This is a genomic window from Rhizobium sp. NZLR1 (assembly GCF_017357385.1).
Lineage (GTDB): Bacteria > Pseudomonadota > Alphaproteobacteria > Rhizobiales > Rhizobiaceae > Rhizobium.
Map to the genome: position 1 here is coordinate 326,424 of NZ_CP071634.1, position 18,187 is coordinate 344,610.

The 18,187-nt window shown below is 58.9% G+C and carries 14 protein-coding genes; 8 read left to right on the plus strand and 6 right to left on the minus strand.

Features of this window, described 5'->3' with window-relative positions:
- Nucleotides 1–271: 271 nt before the first annotated feature.
- Entirely contained in the window at nucleotides 272–2,038 is a 1,767-nt protein-coding gene (locus J3O30_RS28175) for an SLC13 family permease (protein ID WP_207585282.1), read from the plus strand.
- Nucleotides 2,039–2,102: 64 nt separating this feature from the next.
- On the opposite strand, the gene J3O30_RS28180 is transcribed toward J3O30_RS28175, so the two are convergent.
- On the minus strand, nucleotides 2,103–2,342 hold the full coding sequence (locus J3O30_RS28180; protein ID WP_207585283.1) for a hypothetical protein: 240 nt from the start codon (nucleotides 2,340–2,342) through the stop codon (nucleotides 2,103–2,105).
- A gap of 138 nt (nucleotides 2,343–2,480) precedes the next feature.
- Between J3O30_RS28180 and J3O30_RS28185 the strand changes: the two genes are divergently transcribed.
- Nucleotides 2,481–2,966 carry a DMT family transporter gene (locus J3O30_RS28185; protein WP_207585284.1) on the plus strand — a complete coding sequence of 162 codons (486 nt, stop codon included), beginning with the start codon at nucleotides 2,481–2,483 and terminating at the stop codon, nucleotides 2,964–2,966.
- Nucleotides 2,963–3,403, plus strand: coding sequence for a DMT family transporter (locus tag J3O30_RS28190; protein WP_207585285.1), 441 nt, complete (start codon nucleotides 2,963–2,965; stop codon nucleotides 3,401–3,403). The genes J3O30_RS28185 and J3O30_RS28190 overlap by 4 nt, the downstream gene beginning before the upstream one ends.
- Before the next feature lie 66 nt (nucleotides 3,404–3,469).
- Here J3O30_RS28190 and J3O30_RS28195 read toward each other — a convergent pair whose 3' ends face one another.
- The 3 genes from J3O30_RS28195 to yghX form a co-directional block, all read right to left on the minus strand.
- Nucleotides 3,470–3,694: a hypothetical protein gene (locus tag J3O30_RS28195; protein ID WP_207585286.1), complete on the minus strand. Its 225-nt coding sequence runs from the start codon at nucleotides 3,692–3,694 to the stop codon at nucleotides 3,470–3,472.
- A 401-nt stretch (nucleotides 3,695–4,095) separates the two neighbouring features.
- Nucleotides 4,096–5,856, minus strand: coding sequence for an MOSC and FAD-binding oxidoreductase domain-containing protein (locus J3O30_RS28200; protein ID WP_207585287.1), 1,761 nt, complete (start codon nucleotides 5,854–5,856; stop codon nucleotides 4,096–4,098).
- Nucleotides 5,857–6,178: 322 nt separating this feature from the next.
- A complete protein-coding gene (gene yghX, locus J3O30_RS28205; protein ID WP_207585288.1) occupies nucleotides 6,179–7,066 on the minus strand; it encodes a YghX family hydrolase in 888 nt (295 codons plus the stop codon).
- A gap of 329 nt (nucleotides 7,067–7,395) precedes the next feature.
- On the opposite strand from yghX, the gene J3O30_RS28210 reads away from it, so the two are divergent.
- The 5 genes from J3O30_RS28210 (at nucleotide 7,396) to ugpC (ending at nucleotide 12,807) form a co-directional block, all read left to right on the plus strand.
- On the plus strand, nucleotides 7,396–8,553 hold the full coding sequence (locus J3O30_RS28210; protein WP_207585289.1) for a Gfo/Idh/MocA family oxidoreductase: 1,158 nt from the start codon (nucleotides 7,396–7,398) through the stop codon (nucleotides 8,551–8,553).
- 13 nt (nucleotides 8,554–8,566) lie between these two features.
- Nucleotides 8,567–9,451, plus strand: coding sequence for a sugar ABC transporter permease (locus tag J3O30_RS28215; RefSeq protein WP_207585290.1), 885 nt, complete (start codon nucleotides 8,567–8,569; stop codon nucleotides 9,449–9,451).
- Nucleotides 9,448–10,305, plus strand: a complete 858-nt coding sequence (locus tag J3O30_RS28220) for a carbohydrate ABC transporter permease (RefSeq protein ID WP_207585291.1) — start codon at nucleotides 9,448–9,450, stop codon at nucleotides 10,303–10,305. The genes J3O30_RS28215 and J3O30_RS28220 overlap by 4 nt, the downstream gene beginning before the upstream one ends.
- A gap of 74 nt (nucleotides 10,306–10,379) precedes the next feature.
- Nucleotides 10,380–11,585, plus strand: a complete 1,206-nt coding sequence (locus J3O30_RS28225) for an extracellular solute-binding protein (RefSeq protein WP_207585634.1) — start codon at nucleotides 10,380–10,382, stop codon at nucleotides 11,583–11,585.
- An 88-nt stretch (nucleotides 11,586–11,673) separates the two neighbouring features.
- Entirely contained in the window at nucleotides 11,674–12,807 is a 1,134-nt protein-coding gene (ugpC, locus tag J3O30_RS28230; protein ID WP_207585292.1) for a sn-glycerol-3-phosphate ABC transporter ATP-binding protein UgpC, read from the plus strand.
- A gap of 196 nt (nucleotides 12,808–13,003) precedes the next feature.
- Here the strand turns inward: ugpC and J3O30_RS28235 are convergent, their stop codons facing one another.
- Nucleotides 13,004–16,828: a hypothetical protein gene (locus J3O30_RS28235; RefSeq protein ID WP_207585293.1), complete on the minus strand. Its 3,825-nt coding sequence runs from the start codon at nucleotides 16,826–16,828 to the stop codon at nucleotides 13,004–13,006.
- 48 nt (nucleotides 16,829–16,876) lie between these two features.
- A complete protein-coding gene (locus J3O30_RS28240) occupies nucleotides 16,877–17,761 on the minus strand; it encodes a DUF2971 domain-containing protein (protein WP_207585294.1) in 885 nt (294 codons plus the stop codon).
- Between the last annotated feature and the right edge of the window lie 426 nt (nucleotides 17,762–18,187).

An 18,187-nucleotide genomic window follows, 5' to 3' on the forward strand; every position in this document is an offset into this window, starting at 1 on the left:
CCGAGCATGGAATGCCGGCTGGCGGCTGGAAGTTCCATGGTGGCCTGCTCTTGCTGAATATTGGCAACACGCGCGTCTATTCCAAGCCTCACCGCATCGCGAACGTGGCCTTCGATACTTCGAATGACGGCCAGGCGTGCCGACCGGGCCGAACAAACCGGTACCCACCGATTGTCGGCCACAGGAAGCGGCGAGGCGATGAAAAAAATTCGCCGTCGCGTCGTATCGTTCTCATGCCTCAAACGTTAATTGCTACCACCGGGATGCAAACATGCGCGTTGACCAATGGCTTTCCCTTCTCATCATCGCGCTCATGATGGGCGCCTTCGTATGGGGTCGTTATCGATACGATATCGTCGCCGTGAGTTCGCTGCTCGTTGCCATCATTGCCGGCATCGTGCCTGCCAAAGCTGCCTTTTCCGGTTTTGCCGATGACATTGTTATCATCGTTGGCAGCGCGCTCATCGTCAGTGCGGCGATATCCAGATCGGGGATCATGGATGTCGCGTTGCGCCGATTTTCTCCCGAAAGACGCGGGCCGCGGATGCAGCTGATCATTTTGGTTGCCATTGTCGCCGCCCTGTCAGCTTTCGTCAAAAATATCGGGGCGCTGGCAATCATGATCCCGGTTGCCGTGCAAATGGCGCGGAAATCACGCGTATCGCCGTCGATGTTCCTGATGCCGATGTCTTTCGCCTCTCTGCTCGGAGGGCTTATGACGCAGATCGGCACATCACCGAATATCATCGTTTCCCGGGTGCGTGAGGAAATCACCGGGCAGCCGTTCACGATGTTCGACTATACGCCCGTCGGCCTGGCGCTCGCGGTCACCGGCGTTGTCTTTCTGGGGCTGTTCTACAAGCTGCTTCCGGAAAGAACCCGGGCAGAAACCTCGATGGATGAGGCGGTGGCGATCAAAAACTACACGACCGAGGCCAAGGTCGTCACGCCGTCGGCGGCGATTGGCCGGTCCGTCAGCTGGCTGCAGAAGCCCGCCGGCGGCGATGCGATGGTGACCGCAATTATCGGTGGCAGCGGCCAAAGACGAACGCCGCTTCCCGACACAGTGCTCAAGGATGGCGACCGTCTTATCATCGAGGGCGAGCAGAGCGCTCTCGACAAGATCGTCAGTGAAGCCAGGCTTCAACTGTCCGATCGTAAACACGAGCCGGAGACACGCCAGGACATCAGTTCCGTTGAAGCCATCGTCGGCGAACATTCCCGTTTGATCGGCGTCAGCGCAAAAGACGTCTCTCTCTTCCACAATACCGGCCTCAACCTTCTTGCCGTCAGCCGCCGGGACAGGCGCTTCACCGAGCGTCTGGGCGAGATCAAGATCCGCAACGGCGACGTCGTGGTCTTGCAGGGCGACTTGCAGAAGCTGCCGGATCTTTTACGCGAATGGGGATGTTTGCCGCTGGTCGTACGGGATTTGAAGCTCGGCAACGCCCGCAACGGCATGATCCCCGTCATCATCCTCTTGGCCACCATGGGGGCGACAGCCTTCGGCGGCATTCCTGTCGCGACAGCATTTTTTGCCGCCGCCTTTCTGATGGTGGTCACCGGATCTATTCCCTTGCGCGAAGTCTATCATCATCTTGATGCGCCCATTTTGATCATGCTGGCCGCTCTCATCCCGATCAGTGACTCGCTGAGAACCACGGGAACCACCGACATCATCGCGGACCTCCTGTCGCGGATCGCCGAGATGCTCCCGCCGTTCGGCGCTCTGGCTCTGATCCTGGTTGCGGCCATGGCCGTGACCCCATTTTTGAACAACGCAGCAACTGTTCTGGTCATGGCGCCGATCGCCGCGACTTTTGCCGCCAAGCTGGGCTTTCGGCCCGATGCTTTTCTGATGGCGGTGGCCATTGGTGCCGGCTGTGATTTCCTCACGCCCATCGGGCATCAGTGCAATACGCTGGTTATGGGGCCGGGCGGATATCGATTTGGCGACTATGCGAGATTGGGCCTGCCGCTCTCGCTCATTGTCGTGCTGGTCAGTGTGCCCGCCCTGCTGGCGGTCTGGCCGATCTGAGCCGGCGGGGTCGGCCTACTCCGCGAGGCAATTCAGGCTGGGCCATCGGCGCAGCCTTGGTGCGTTATTTCCACTGCGTCGCGTCGGCGGCAGCGCAGCCATATGGCGGCAGGGAACCGGCAAAGGTGATTTTCAGCTTGGCGCAGCCCCAGCTGTTGATCGGACCGGGCATGGAATTGTTGAGGGTGATGCCGATTTCGTCATAGGGGCTATCGGTGTTGGAGATATAGCGATACCAGCGGAAACCGGTAAAAACGACGAGAGCAAGAGCGATCGTCAGCAGCAGGCGAACTAATTTTTTCACGATATTTCCTTATATGCAAAGGTCGCCGTTTAGCACTCCCATGTCGATGCTGATAGCTCCGGCCAGGTGCAAGACGCGCGTTCGGTAATGGCAGTTTGAAAAATATCCGGCGCAATCGATTCTTTGACGGGATCTGCAATGACCATCGAAGCAGCACGTAATTCGCATCCCATCTACTTCATCGGAGCTTTTGCGACGGGTGGGCTCTTAACGTTCATGGTGCATCTCAACGGTGAGTTGGCACGGGTCGGCAATCCCCTGTTCTCATCTTGGACCGCTCACGGCACAGGCATGGTCGCCGCCGTCATTCTTCTTTTAGCGCTCAACCGCCGCCGCGCTCCGATGGTGGGTAAAACCGACAGAGCGCCCTTATGGGCCTATCTCGGTGGTGTATCCGGGGCCGCAACGGTTATTCTGACCTCGACCGCGGTCAACTCGCCGCTCGGGCTCTCCGGCACCTTGGCTTTGGGTTTGGCAGGCCAGGTCGCCTTCAGCCTGGCGGCCGACAGTTGGGGTCTATTCGGACTGCCCAAGCGGCGCCCGGACATGCGGGACATCGCCGCGCTCGGCCTGGTCGTCACCGGCGGCGCACTCATTATCCTGTTTGGGCGAGGTGCGGCGTGACAGTGTTCGTTCTCCTGGCTTGCCTCGGCGGCGTGCTCGTCGGCCTCAGTCGTCAGCTCAATGGGCGGTTGAGCATATCCACAACGCCGCTGATCGCATCCTTCTGGAATCACGCCGTAGGCTTTGCGGTTCTTACATGCCTTGGTCTCGTTGTCGGAGGCCTGCTTCCAGCTGAAGCCGCCGAGGCGCCTTGGTATGTCTTTTTGGGTGGTCCGATCGGCGTCGTTTTCGTGGCGGCAGGCAGCTGGGCGATTGCTCGGATAGGCGCGGTCAATGCGGCTCTGCTGATCATTGGCGGCCAGATGGTAACGGGGGTGGCGTTTGATTATCTGCGCGCCGTGCCGACGTCGTTCTGGGCGAACGCCACCGGAATTGTTCTCATCGTCGGCGGAATGATGGTCAGCCGGCGGCGACGCAAAGCCGGCGGCTCGCAATAGCTGTGCGAGTCGAACAGCACGGCAACCCCTGTCGGAGTTGTCGGAGGCAGTGGATATTCTCGGAGTTTAACGGCTGGTTCGTTCGTCCAAGGTGGAAAGAGCGTCCTGCAGTCTCAGCGCCGCAAGTGCCCTCGTTGCCTCATCCGGAGACCATCCCGCTTCCAGTGCCGCGGATAGAACCAGCGATTCCGTTTGGAGCTCGAGCTTCTCATAAAGCGGCTCGATGGCTTCGCGCGCGGTGACGACGTGCTGGTCAGGTGGGGTGATGGGTGTCGCAGCAACCGTAGGCATGAATGCTCCTCCTTTTGAACGCTAAGGTTCGAAACCCAATGACAGGCATCCTTGTTCCGTGCACATCGCATTTTGGCCTGATCATCGATGACAGAACGTATTCTGCAATCCCGACGGTCGATACTTCGTCGTCTGAAGCCGTCTCCAGCGTCGAGCGAAAACCTTCGCTCGATGAAAGCCAGCGGGCAGGCTACCGCATAATTGCTTAAATCGGAAGCGACTTGAGGATTGTGCCGCGATTCAAGCTGTTGCAGCGCTCTTTGCGCGTCATGAAGAGGCGAGGAAGCCTTCCGTATCCTCCGCCACGAATGTTCGTTCGCCTTTGGGCAGCATCGCATCGCCATGCTTGCAAGGTAGGGACAATCAGGCATCCGCCAGAAAGACCACTAAGAATCCTGCCTCTACAAATCGATCACGATGTCGCCCTTAGGCTTCGAGCAGCAGATCAGCACGTTGCCGTCCGCCGGCGCATCGACCGGGTCGGGCCGGTAGTCGACGCTCCCTGCTACAAGCCCGGTCTCGCAGGTGTGACAGACGCCGGTTCGGCACGACCATCGCACCGGCACGTCGCAGGCCTCCGCCAGTTCGAGCAGGCTCTGGAATGTCGGCTCCCAGCGCACATTAAGACCGGTGCGCGCAAACGACACCAGCGGCCCCGAGCCTGGAGACCCCGCCGGTGAATGTGGTGGACGAGGCGGCGAAGCAGACATTCCGGGGGTTATCGACGGACCGGCGCCGAACATCTCGCTGTGGATGCGATCCGGGGCGATGCCCAGGGCTATCAGTCCGACGGTCAGATCGCTCATGAATGTCGAGGGCCCGCAGATATAGACATCACAATCGCGCGGCAGGTCGAGTGCTCTTAGCGACTGCACATCCAGACGGCCGTAAGCGTCGAAATCCAGCTTCGGCCGATCCTCGGGGTCGGGCAAACTGTAGCGAATGTGGCTGCGATGGTGAGCAAGCGTCCCGAGCAGCCCGCGCGCCTCCTCGGCAAACGGATGTTCGCGGCCGTTGCGGGTAGCGTATAACCACCAGACTTGCCGGGTCGACGCTTCGGCCGCCAGAACGTGAAGCATCGCCAGCACCGGTGTCACGCCGATACCCGCACTCAAGAGAACTATTGGCGAGGCGCCCGGCCGCAACGTGAAACTGCCGCGTGCGGCGCTTGCCTGCACGATGTCTCCAATCTGCAGTTCGTCATCGATGTAACAGCCGGCAAGGCCATGGGGCTCCCGCTTGACGCTGACGCGATAATGGCTGGCGCTGGGCTCGCCTGACAGCGAATAGCTACGCATCATCGCCGGCGCAGAAGCTGGCCCGAACCGCAGCACCACGAACTGCCCAGGCAGTGCCGCGGTAACGGGTTGGCCATCCGTCGGTTCGAGCAGGAGGGAGGTCACGTTGCCGCTTTCCCGCACCTTGCGCGACACACGCATAGGGCGGAAACCGCGCCATGCCGGCGGCGGGCCGGATGCGGCGGCGAGCCCGGCATTTCCCGTCGTTGCCCCCTCCTCCCGCCTCTGCTTGAGCAGCGCCTCGAATGAACCACGCCAGCCGGCGCTCAGCGCCGGGATGCGCAGCGCGCGCTCCAACTGGTCACGAGGATGGCCGGGCATGTAAAGCAGCGCGTTGATCGCAAAAATGCTCATGCCTTCGGGGCCGGACGCAACCTTCGTGATCTCGTCGCCTGCCCGCACGTCTCCTTCTTCGAGCACACGCAAATAGAAGCCGGGACGGCCATGTTTGACCAGCAACGCGGCCATCTGCGGCTCGTCCATGCGTATACCAAGCCGGTAGCAAGTGACGCGCGGCTGCGTCACCTCGAACAGCGCGGCGCCGATCCGATAACGGTCTCCAATGCAGACTTCTGCGTCAGGCAAACCATCGATGGTAAAATTCTCTCCGAACTGCCCGTAGACAAAGTCGTCGCGGCGCAACTGCTCCTGCCAGTACCGGTAGGAATCGATCTGATAGACAAAGACCGCACGGCCTTCACCGCCATGGCCGGCGAGGTCGGCTTGTCCATCGCCGTCCACGTTCAACCGCCGCACCATGCGCGGGCCATCGACCGGCGTTTTCCAAATGGCGGTGTTGACGATCTTGCCTTGCCAAGTGATGTCGCGCGGCAGGCCCACATTGACGGAAAGCAAGCGTACCATGACATTTCTCCCGAATGATCATCACCGCAATTTCGAGATCGATAGAGGATGGCTGCATGATGAGCCCGTCTCTTCGCGAGGGTGCTCCAGTGACGTCCTCCGGTGGCTCTCGCGATCATAGGCTTGCCCATAGAACCACAGAAGGGCTTTTCGATCGATCATACCATGGTGTCCCCGCCGGGGTCCCTTCCAGTCCGCGAGCCCGCGCGGGTCGAACCGCAGAGCAATCTAGATGTGAACGGAAATCATAGGGTTGTCGCAGGACCGCCCCAGGCGGCGGGGAATGGCTCCCCGCCGCAGCATCGTTCAAGCCACTGCCTCCTCAGGCTAGGTATTTCGTAAACCAGTCGACCGTGCGCTGCCAGGCGAGCTTGGCGGCTGCTTCGTCGTAGCGCGGCGTGGTGTCGTTGTGGAAGCCGTGATTGACGTCGGGATAGACATAGGCTTCGTAGATTTTTTGCGAGGATTTCAGCGCAGCTTCATAGGCCGGCCAGCCTTCGTTGATGCCCTTGTCCAGCCCGGCATAATGGAGAAGCAAGGGGGCCTTGATCTTCGGCACGTCCTCGGCGCGCGGCTGTCTGCCGTAAAAGGGCACGGCTGCGGCAAGTTCGGGATAGGCGACCGCCGCAGCATTGGCGACGCCGCCGCCGTAGCAGAAGCCGGTGATGCCGACCTTGCCGGTGGTGAGGTCGCTCTTCATCAGAAATTCGACCGCCGCGAAGAAGTCGTTCATCAGCTTTTCCGGGTCGACCTTCTGCTGCAGGTCACGCCCCTTTTCGTCGTTGCCGGGATAACCTCCGACCGAAGTGAGTCCATCAGGCGCCAGTGCGATGAAACCCGCCTTTGCCACGCGTCGCGCCACATCCTCGATATAGGGGTTCAGGCCTCTGTTTTCGTGAACGACCACCACGGCCGCTACTTTGCCGGCGGCGTTTTTAGGGCGCACGAGATAACCGCGGACATCTCCATTTCCTTTCGGCGACGGATAGGTGATGTATTCGGCCACGATGTCGGGATCGGTGAACTCGACCTGGGTCGCCAGCGCATAGTCGGGGCTCAGCGACGAAAGAATGGCGGCTGCGGTCAGCCCGCCGACCGCAAATTTGCCGGCCCGGTCGAGAAATTCGCGCTTGGTAATCTTCCCGTGCGCGTAATAATCGTAGAGTTCGAGAAGTTCCTGAGGGAAATCCTTGGCTGTCATGCGGGTCATGATGGCTCCTCCTTGCCTTCGGGTCTCGTGCCATCCTACACACGTAAACTCACGTGTCTTTTCAACATTTCGCGAGTCCCGCGTGTGGTTGTCGGGACGATCGCCGCCTGGGCAAAATACGATGAATTCGCCGCCGCTGCTTCAAGCTGTGCGCGCTATTCCATTCGGCAATCCGCGTCCGGCCGGTTGAAGCCAACAATCGGCAGCCGCCTACCGATCTATGAAAATTAATTTCATGCCCGCGCTTTGAGGCCCGTTTTCTATTGACGCCTCTCGATTTTTGTCCCAACTTAAAGAAAATAAATTACTTAATTGGGAACTTGATCGGCATGAAAGTGGGAATCATCGGGCTAGGATTCCGGCTCGGCTATCTCGGATATGTGTTCAAAGCGATCGATAGCAGCTTCGACATTGTCGGCTATGTGGATCCGGAACCCGCCGGACTTCCCGGATTGACGGAAAAGGGAGTCTCGGTCGGCAAGGCCTATGCTTCGCCGGAGGAGCTGCTGGCTTCCGAAAAGCTCGATCTGCTGATGATCGGCTCCCCCAATCACCTGCATCTCGATCATATCAGGCTCGGACTGCAAGCCGGTCTCAAAGTCTTCTGTGAAAAGCCGATCGTTACGACGATCGCTGAAAGCATCGAGCTTGCCCATCTGATGGCGAAATTCGGCCATGAGCGACTGATGGTCGGCCTCGTGCTGCGTTATTCTCCACTCTATAAGGATCTGCGCGCCATCCAGGCCGAGGGCACACTCGGCCAGATCGTGTCGATCGAGGCCTCCGAACATATCGAGCCCTATCACGGCGCCTTCTTCATGCGCGACTGGCGCCGCTATGAGCGCTATTCCGGCAGCTTCATGCTGGAGAAATGCTGCCACGACCTCGACCTTTATAATGGCGTCGTCGGCGCGCGGCCCGAGCGCGTTGCAAGTTTCGGCGGCCGCAAGAGCTTCATTCCGGCCAACGACCCGGCGCGCGAGGGCATCAACGACCTCGAGCTTTTCCACCGCAAGCCGAGCGGCTGGATGGGAACGGACAAGGTCTTCGACAGCGATGCCGATATCATCGACTATCAGGTGGCGATCGTCGAATATGAAAATGGCGTCGGCATGAACTTCCACACCAATCTGAACGTGCCCGACCAATTCCGCCGTTTCGCCATCATGGGTTCGCGCGGCATGGCCGAAGGCGATTTCGTTCGTGGCTATCTCGACGTGCACGAACAATTGACCGGCAATAAGGTGGTCGAAAACAAATACGCTGCCACCGAGCTCTCCCAGCACTACGGGGCCGATGAGCAGATGGCGAGCGATCTGCTCGAAAGTGTGCGCACCGGGCTCGAACTTCCCGTCTCCACGCTGAATGCGCTGGAAGCCGGCATCCTCGCCTTGGCGATGGACGAAGCGAGGATGAAGAAAACGGTCGTCGACCTGCGTCCCGTCTGGGACCGCTTCGACGAAGCCCTTCACGCAAGAGCGGCTTGAGGGGGGCGGCAGGATGAGTGTTCAACGAAGCACCTTCATCTTCGCCTGCATCCTGCTTCTTCCGGCCGTGCTCTATGTTCTCGCCATCGTCGCCTATCCCCTCGTCGACACGTTCATTCTCTCCTTCACCGACGCATCGCTGAGGAAGACCACCAACTGGGTGGGCTGGATCAATTACGAGAAGATCTTCAACGAGCGGTTTGCCGAAGTCATCATCCGCACCTTCATCTGGACGTTCTTCTCGGTCGCGCTGAAAATGGTGATCGGCACCTTCGGCGCATGCATGCTGAATGCCGCGGTTCCCGGCCGCTCGCTGTTCCGGCTCTTGACCATGCCGCCATGGATCGTGCCGATGGCAATCGGCATCTTCATGTGGGGCTGGATGTATAATGGCCAGTTCGGGATGATATCGGGCGTTTTGCAGCGCCTCGGTCTGGTCGACGGTCCGGTCGCCTTCCTCGCCTATGGAAGCACCGCCTTCTGGGCAACGATCATCACCGATGTGTGGATCGGCGTGCCGCTGGTGACGATCTATTTCCTGGCGGCGATCCAATCCATTCCGAAGGATCTCTACGAGGCCGCCTGGACCGACGGCGCCGGCCGCTGGTATCGCTTCCGCCGCATCACCCTGCCGCTGATGGTGCCGGCGATCATCACCATGTCGATGCTGTCGCTGATCGCCACCTTCAATTCCTTCGACATCATCTGGATCCTGACGCAGGGCGGCCCGAGCGGCGAGACGACGACGATGATCATCGATACCTATCAGACAGCGATCGGTTCGAAGAAATACGGTGAGGGGGCGGCGCGCGCCGTGTTGATCTGCATCTTCTTGTCGCTCTTCTGCTTTGCCTATTTCCGCGTCACCCGCCGCCTCAACCCGGAGAAGCGCGCATGAGCAATGCAGCCATGATCGACCGTTACCGCTGGTGGGAAATCATCCTGATCTATTGCGGCATCGCGCTGTTTCTGTTCTTCGTGCTGGCGCCTTTCTTCGAAGGTTTCATGGTGTCGCTGAAGCCGCTCAGCCAGCTCTTCTCCTCGCCCTACCGCTTCTGGCCGGAGAACGGCTCGTTCGAGGCTTACCGGACGATGTGGGTCAGCGTTCCCGGCTTCGGACGCTATATCTTCAACTCGTTCTTCATCTCGATCATCGTCACGCTGGTCGTGCTCTGCCTCGTCATTCCGGCGGCCTATGCCTTCGCCAAGTTCGAATTCAAGGGCATGGGGATCCTGCTCGGCGCCTTCCTGACGGTGAACATGTTTTCCGGCGCCGTGCTTCTGATCCCGCTCTTCCGGCTGATGCGCAGCATGGGCGTGCTCAACACCTATCTCGCCATGATCGTGCCGGGAGTCGCCTTCCTGATCCCGTCGGCGATCTGGCTGCTGCGCACCTATATGATCCGCATCCCCCAGGAGCTCAACGAGGCGGCCTATATGGATGGCGCCAGCCATTTCTACACGCTTCGCCGCGTCATCCTGCCGATTGCGATGCCGGGCATCATCGTCGTCGCCATCACCACCTTCATCGGCGCTTACGCCCAGCAATTCATCTTCGCGCTGACCTTCAACTCGAAGACCGAATACATGCCCTTGCCGGTGGGTCTCTTTGCTTACTTCGGCAAGCAGGAGGTCATCTGGAACGAACTGATGGCGGCTTCCTTCGTCGGCATCGCGCCGGCGATGGTCGTCATCTTCTTCCTTCAGCGCTACCTTGTCGGCGGGCTGACCGCCGGTGCGGTGAAACAATAAGATCAAAAAACGAGTGAACAGCTAACACAAGAAACGGGAGTCACGACGTGAGCATAACAATCAAGACAGGCCTTATGGCGCTCGCTTTGCTCGGTTCGACCGCACTGACCGCGGTCACTGCCCATGCAGCCGACAAGGAAATCAGCTGGATCTATTGCGGAGACACGATCGACCCGGTTCACACCAAATACATCAAGCAGTGGGAAGAAAAGAACGCGGGCTGGAAGATCGCCCCCGAGGTGGTCGGCTGGGCGCAGTGCCAGGACAAGGCAACGACACTTGCCGCCGCCGGCACGCCGGTCGCCATGGCCTATGTCGGTTCGCGCACGCTGAAGGAATTCGCCCAGAACGATCTTATCGTGCCGGTGCCGATGACCGATGACGAGAAGAAGGCCTATTATCCCCACATCGTCGACACGGTGACGTTCGAGGGTAACCAGTGGGGCGTTCCGATCGCCTTCTCCACCAAGGCGCTTTACTGGAACAAGGATCTCTTCAAGCAGGCCGGCCTTGACCCCGAGACGCCGCCGAAGACCTGGGCCGAAGAAATCGAGATGGCCAAGACCATCAAGGAGAAGACCGGCATTCCGGGCTTCGGTCTCTCCGCCAAGACCTTCGACAATACCATGCACCAGTTCATGCATTGGGTTTACACCAACAACGGCGCGGTGACCGATGCCGATGGCAAGGTCACGCTCGACAGCCCGCAGATTCTCGCCGCGCTGAAGGCCTATAAGGACATCGTCCCCTACTCCGAAGAAGGCCCGACGGCCTACGAGCAGAACGAAGTCCGCGCCATCTTCCTCGACGGCAAGGTGGCGATGATCCAGGCCGGCTCGGGTGCCGCCGACCGTCTGAAGAAGACGCAGATCAGCTGGGGCATCACGACGCTGCCGCTCGGCCCCGACGCCAAAGGCCCAGGCACGCTGTTGATCACCGACAGCCTGGCGATCTTCAAGGGTTCTGGAGTCGAGGACAAGGCGATAGAATTCGCCAAGTTCATCACCTCGCCTGATGTCCAGCCGGAATACGAGCTGCAGGGCGGCGCCGGCCTCACCCCGCTGCGCCCCTCCGCCAAGGTCGACGAGTTCGTCGCCAAGGATGCCAATTGGAAGCCTTTGATCGACGGCATCAGCTACGGTGGTCCCGAGCCGCTCTTCACCGACTATAAGGGCTTCCAGAACTCGATAATCGAGATGATCCAGTCGGTGGTAACAGGCAAGGCCGAGCCGGAAGCAGCGCTCAAGAAGGCTGCCGGCGAAATCGAAGCCTTCAAGTAAGCCTCTCCTGGGGTCGCGGCGGCATCAGCCGCGGCCCCTCCCCTACCATGATCGAACATGCGACCAGGCCGCCGGCGGAGACAGATTTTTGGGACAGCTTCTTCTCAACAAAGTTCAGAAATTCTATGGCGACTACGAAGTTCTGAAGGGCGTGCAGCTCGATGTGAAGAACGGCGAGTTCGTCGTCTTCGTCGGCCCGTCCGGCTGCGGCAAGTCCACCCTGCTGCGGATGATCGCCGGTCTCGACGCGACGACGGCTGGCGATATCGTCATCGACGGCGTCAGGGTCAACGACCTGCCGCCGGTCAAGCGCGGCATCGCCATGGTGTTCCAGTCCTACGCGCTCTACCCGCACATGACGGTCTTCGAAAACATCGCCTTCCCGCTTCGCGTCGAAAAGATGGAAGAGGCAAAGCTCAAGGCCAGGGTGGAAAATGCGGCGCGCATCCTGCACCTTGAACAGCGGCTGCAGCAGAAACCCGGCGTGCTTTCCGGCGGCCAGCGCCAGCGCGTCGCAATCGGCCGCGCCATCGTGCGCGAACCGAAGATCTTCCTGTTCGACGAGCCGCTGTCCAACCTCGACGCCGCGCTGCGCTCCGACATGCGCATCGAGCTTGCCAAGCTGCACAGGGCGTTGAAGGCGACGATGATCTATGTGACGCACGACCAGGTCGAAGCGATGACCATGGCCGACCGTATCGTCGTGCTCGACGCCGGCGACATCTCCCAGACGGGCGCGCCGCTGGAACTTTATCACAAGCCGGCAAACCAGTTCGTCGCCGGCTTCATCGGCAACCCGAAAATGAATTTCCTGCCGGTGACCTGCAAAGGCGTCAGCGGCAGCGGCGTCGAGGTGGATTATCTCGGCCAGACGGCCGTTCTGCCGGTGACCCCGCGCGACGGCATGGCCGGTAAGGCTTTGACGCTCGGCATCCGCCCGGAACATATCCAGCTCAATGGCGGCGATATCGTCTTTACCGTGACGCCGACGGTCATCGAACGGCTTGGCGCCAATACGGTCGCTTACGCCTCGCTCAACGGCGAGGGCGAGAATTTCTGCGCCATGCTGCCCGGCAGCGTCGGTATCCGCGCCGACGCACCGGTTGCAACGGGCATCAATGCCGCCGATTGCCATCTCTTCGACGAGGCGGGCATTGCCTTCGAGCGGCGCGTGGAACTGACGGAAATCGACATGAACGTGATCAACCCGACGGCGGCTTGAGCCGACTGGTGCTGTTTCAGAGATTCGTCCTGCCAGGGGTCAGCGCACCAAGGCCGCAATGATCTATAGAGCGACAGGATTTGCGTCGCGGCGGATCGTTTTGGAACTCAAACTTCGCGAGATCACCGGTAGGGGAGTCGGGCCTGGGGTGGTCCGACAATTGGTTGAAAATTCGAGAGCTCGAGAACTGAAATGGCTATTCGAAACTGTTGCGACCGTCGCTTTCTTCCGCGGCTCTTTCCGCAGCAAGCTGGGCATCGATTGCGCTCGTGAGCTGTCGCGCCCGGGCGGCCAAAAGCTGGTCAACCTCATCGCTTCCAGTCCTAGTTCGAAGGAAGATCTCTCGGGCGCGGATCAGATTGGAAGAATAAGGCCCGTTGACCGATGAGCGCTCGACCCGATCGAAGAGTATGTTCAAGAAAACAGATTTGTTAATGGAGCCGACCGCAAGGGCGACCATGATCGCCGACAGTTCCACACCCCCGTCCTCGTCGTCGCTCTCAACTTTTTCATACAGTTTACAGGTGTTTGCGATGAATTGGCGCCTGTCTTCAGACCCGTCACACCACTCGATCAGAACGCTGTCTTCGATGTTTTTGATGGGTGTCTCACTTCGCCGGCCGAGCGAATTTCCGACCAACCGCAGGCTGGTCGTGTACCTGCCGTTTTCATCCGGCTGAAAGACGAGATCCAAGGCGTCTTTCGGGTAAAAGCGAAAGTAGGGCCCAGCATAATGCCCAAACTCTCGGTATTTGCCGGCAGACGATCGCCCGAAGGCGAACAGATTGATGAAGCTTTGCCGAACAGCGTCGAATACACCGGCGCGCCTCACGGCGAACATGATGACGGCCTGCAGTTCGGCATCAAAATTGCTTCCCTTATTTGCAACATCGGTCCAGTCCATCTGTTGCAGAAACGCGCAGACCGCGATTGCCAGCTCATCGACATACTCTTTCGGCTTCTCCGTCGTTAAAAATATTACCATGCGCAAGACTTCAACGGCAATCGGTACACCGGCGCGGATCGCTGAGATCGCCTGGATCAGCCCGACGATTTCCGGGATGGTGAGAGGATCGGTGGCCCGGCCCCACATCAGAGCGGTGTAGGTCTCGACGGGCGCTCGTCCCAGGACCGCCACCAGACGCTGGCAGGCTCTGCTATCAAGACCGACCCCGCACTGAAGATAGGTGAACCACCGCCCCCATACATCGTCTTCTACGGCCGCGTCGAAGAATGCTTCCACGGCCTCGGCATCTTTCTGTTTCCACCCCTGAAGGAAGCCCGTGACCAACCCGACGGAAGCCCGGTCGACCTTTGCAAGTTCCTCCCGGAACATGCCTATGACCTGGTCAGGGGTGTCAAAAGCTTCGCCGAGCCCCTTTCCGAAATACAAGACCTTCAGCCCGCCAGAGGAGTTGGTCAGAAATTGAGGCATGAGCGCTGAGACCGTTGCCAGATCGTCAGCGGCTGCCCGACCCAGCGCCACCGCTTCCTCCTGACTACGACGGTGGCGGGCGTGGACATCATCGATCGTTTCATCGTCGGAATAATCCTCTGCGCCGAACGAACCACGCGCCAGAATCTTTGAACGGATGTTTCCCGCAAGATCCGTAGGCCTCAGTTTGGCGCAAAGTGCATCCAAAGCTTCGCGTTCGCCTTCCTCGAAATGCTTTTCGTCCAGTGTTCTGATCGTCCGCAGCGCAAGCCACCCTTCCGGCCATTGCCTCGAAGGCTCGATATTGTCGATCTCCGACTGAAGAACGCGCCAAAGCCCTCGCTGGGTCCAAAGCCCTCTCATCGCTTCCGCAAGCATCAACTCGATTTGTGGGGCGACGTCGCCGTTTTCATTCAGCAGCCGGATCGCGAGTGAGAGGAATGGGCGATACCATTCCGCCATTTCGCTAAACGACTGTGGCCACCAGCCGTGATCTCGCTTATGCGCGCCAAACTCCGGCTCAAGGGACTGAAAAGCATTCCAGTCAGACAAAGATGTCGCGAGCAAGGAGAGGCCAATTTTCTGCTTTGACTCCTCGGGGCTTCGGATCAACTGCTCAATGATTTGATATCGCTGATCGATCGACGCCTGCGTACCTGAATGATAACAATGAAACAGCGATGCCAGCGTCGCTGTGTGCGAATCTGACTTGGAGTTTTCTTCCTCGGCCTCGACGAGCCGTATCAGCAAGCGACTGGCGCGATCGAACAGTGCCGCTTCATAGGCGATGGCGCGCAGGATCGTGGCGATGGCTTGAGATCGGTACGAACGAAGCTGTGCTTCACTCGCAACCCGAAAAGCCCTCTCGAAAGATGCAAGCGCTTGCGCCGGGACGACAGGAGCGAGGTTCTCGAACATCTCGAAACGGAGGTCGTCCAAATCATAAATATCACTCAGCCAGGCGCCATCAGCAAGGAGCCCGCTGGCCAACGATTGAACAACCGCAGAATCGTGAAGATAACCAAGCCTACGGGAGAACGAGCGAGCCATTCTTTCCGGGCCATGTAAAAGTTCCGTCGTGAGGTCCGAAATGGGAACGGCCTCGACGGCTTGTCCGGCAAGGCGGTTGGCGACCGCATGGGGCAGGACGGCTCTCCATTCCGCTCTCGACTGGAGCAGCCCCCTGTTTTTAAGCTCCGACATCTGCCGCGTGATGGCTTTCATACTCAGATCAGCGAGCCTTGCTAGGACTGAAAGCTCCGACGCTGAGCCCGTGTCTGCACCGTTAAACGAATAGAGCAGGCTCATCGCTTCCGCTGCCCGCATCAATTCATCGCTCCTTGCCTGATTTTGATCGAACAGCCGTCGAAAGAGCGTTTCGTCCCCGAGGGCGGCAAGCTCACCTCCCTTTGTCGCCGTCGATGCCAGCGCAAGCGCTACCCGGGAATTCCCATCAGAAAAATTCACAATCGTCGATATGTCGATCGACGTCAGGACCGGGAACCGCCGCTCAAGTATCTTTTGGATGATGTCGGCAGACACGCCATCAAGCCTGTAGAAGTTGGTGCCCTCGGGATCGTCGTCTCGGATATCGTATTCCACGGTTATGAGGCGGATATGCTTTGGCCTCGCGTTTTCCGTCGCAAGACGGCTGTGAAGCGCGGAGGAGCAATTATCGACAACGAGGACGCTACCCTGGTCGGATGCCGCCAACGCGTCCAGCATGACCGCCGGCGGTGGGTCCACGTCACCTTGGAAATCGCAATATATGACGCGATTTGGGTCCAGAGTCCTGTTAACCGTGGTCAAACGCTCATCGAAAAGGGCCTGGACAAGGCGCGTTTTTCCGACCCCCGACAACCCGACGATCCGAATGTTTCGGTTGGCAGGCAAATCCTCTCGCAATTCGTTCACAGCATCCAACGCGGAAAGGTCGCCATCTCTGCCAGATCGAAAAATCCGGACTCCATCATCGAAAAGGAATTCAGAGGATTCGTCCGTTTCGCCATGTGCCCACGCACCATATGGCTTCCAGCCCCTGAGCGGCTTCCCAAGAATCGATCTAAGCCAAACAGCGACCGCCGGGTGGGCTGACGCCCAATCGGCCATTTTCTGAGCATCGTAAAATCCCAGCTTTATCTTGCCGACATGCGGCGAGCCAACAAGAGCATCAGTCATCGCCTTTGCTCGTTCCGCCATGAACTTCTTGGAGACGTCATCCTGTGTGGAAACGATCACATATGCACCACTAGCCGCAGCGATTTCGTCAAAAACCTTGCGCAGCGTATATGTGGGCTCCGGTTTCATCTCGTCAGTGATCTTCGATGCAGGGAACTTCTCAGCTTTGACCTGGAATGCGGTCAAAGGGGCAAGGATGTAGCCTCCCGCCTTCACTGGATTGACGCTGGCGACCTCGACATCCACGCCGTCGTCTGCTGCACGTTGATTTCCTCCCCAGGTGATTGCCGCGCGGGAGCAACCTTGCCCTTCCAGCTCTGCCATGCTCAGACGAGCAACCAGTTCGCGTGCTTGCTCATCGTTGAGGGCCTTGATGTCGGCTTTGGTGATCGAGAAAAGAGGATGCATCGGGATTCCGCGGCAATGTCGGTTGGCGAAGTGTGAGGGCAAAAGGCGTCAGGTTCTGTAGGGGGTCGAGCTCATCTCTACCAGATCAGGATCGTAACCGCGGGCCTCAAGAAAGAATCTGATGCTCTTTTGCACGGCTTCGTCATTGACGCCGGGGCCGATCCTCACGGCGCTGATCGGCAGCTTCTTCTTTTTTGATTTCAATTCGAGATAGGGCAGCATCAGCTGCCCGCGTGGCCGAAACTTGAGTTTGTCGATCGGAGGGTTCCGGACAACCAGACGCCACTCTTGCTCTTCCCGGAATCCATAATGCTTGAATCTGGGTACCAGTGTCGCAAGCAGATCTTTGAATTTTCGTCGGATTGCATCGTCCTCCTCAGTCCCAAGCATGTAATCAAAATCATCGACAATATCCGGAAACTTTTCCGCTATCGCGGTTCTCAGGTGCCGTTTTGCCTCGTTTATACCGTAGGCAACCTGCAACAGCTCAGCATCGAGGTCGCTAAAGCAACTCCTTAGGCCGGACATTCTAAAGGTGACACTGACGCCTTGGCGTGAGGCGTATCCTCGCCATTGACTCAAAATGTCGGAGCGCTCGCAAAGGCACGCGATATAGGCTGCCGGCCGTTCAAAGTTCTCCATATCATCCGCAATGTCCTTGATCAGCTTCTGTCGCGCTTTTGCGGTCGACCCGACGGCCTTGCCGTCCAGGAGGTTGTTCAAAACCCTTTTGGTCTGCTCGACGCCGTGTTCAAGCTCTTGCGGATCGTTGAGAAACGCAGCGTGGCTGAGCCATAGCTCGTTATTTTCAATGATCCCCTTCAGACCTGAGAGATCGGTGTAATGCGTGAGGTGTGTAGGCGTCTTCGTGTCAGGGCTGGATTTTTTGACTGTTATGTCGCCTGACGTCTTCGTTTTCCTGGAGATGGCCATGCTTCGATCTCGATGCTGGATTTCACTGCAAGCGCGGGAGGGAAAGGTTGAAGACTCGAAATGTCATTGCGTTAGCAGTCAAACTACAGTCCGGCACGCGTTTCAATACTGCTCGCTGGATGGCTGCGGTTAATCCAGAGGTTGCTCAATTTTTGCTGCAAGTCGCAGGTCACTTGTGTCCGCGCCAAACTATTCTTGGCGATCAAGCAGTGCGGGGGTGACGCGATCGTACGGGGTGACGCTACTCTAAGTCTGCTAAGCCGACCGAATCTCATATGTCCGCCTTTGAGACTTCCTCACCCGATAGCGGACAGTCTGCTTTCGGCCCCAAAGCGGACACCCGCCCGTAGAGCCTATGTCCGCCACTGGCGCAAAGAGGTCATCCGCCGCGCACGTCTTGCGATATCATCGACTGCATTCTTGCTG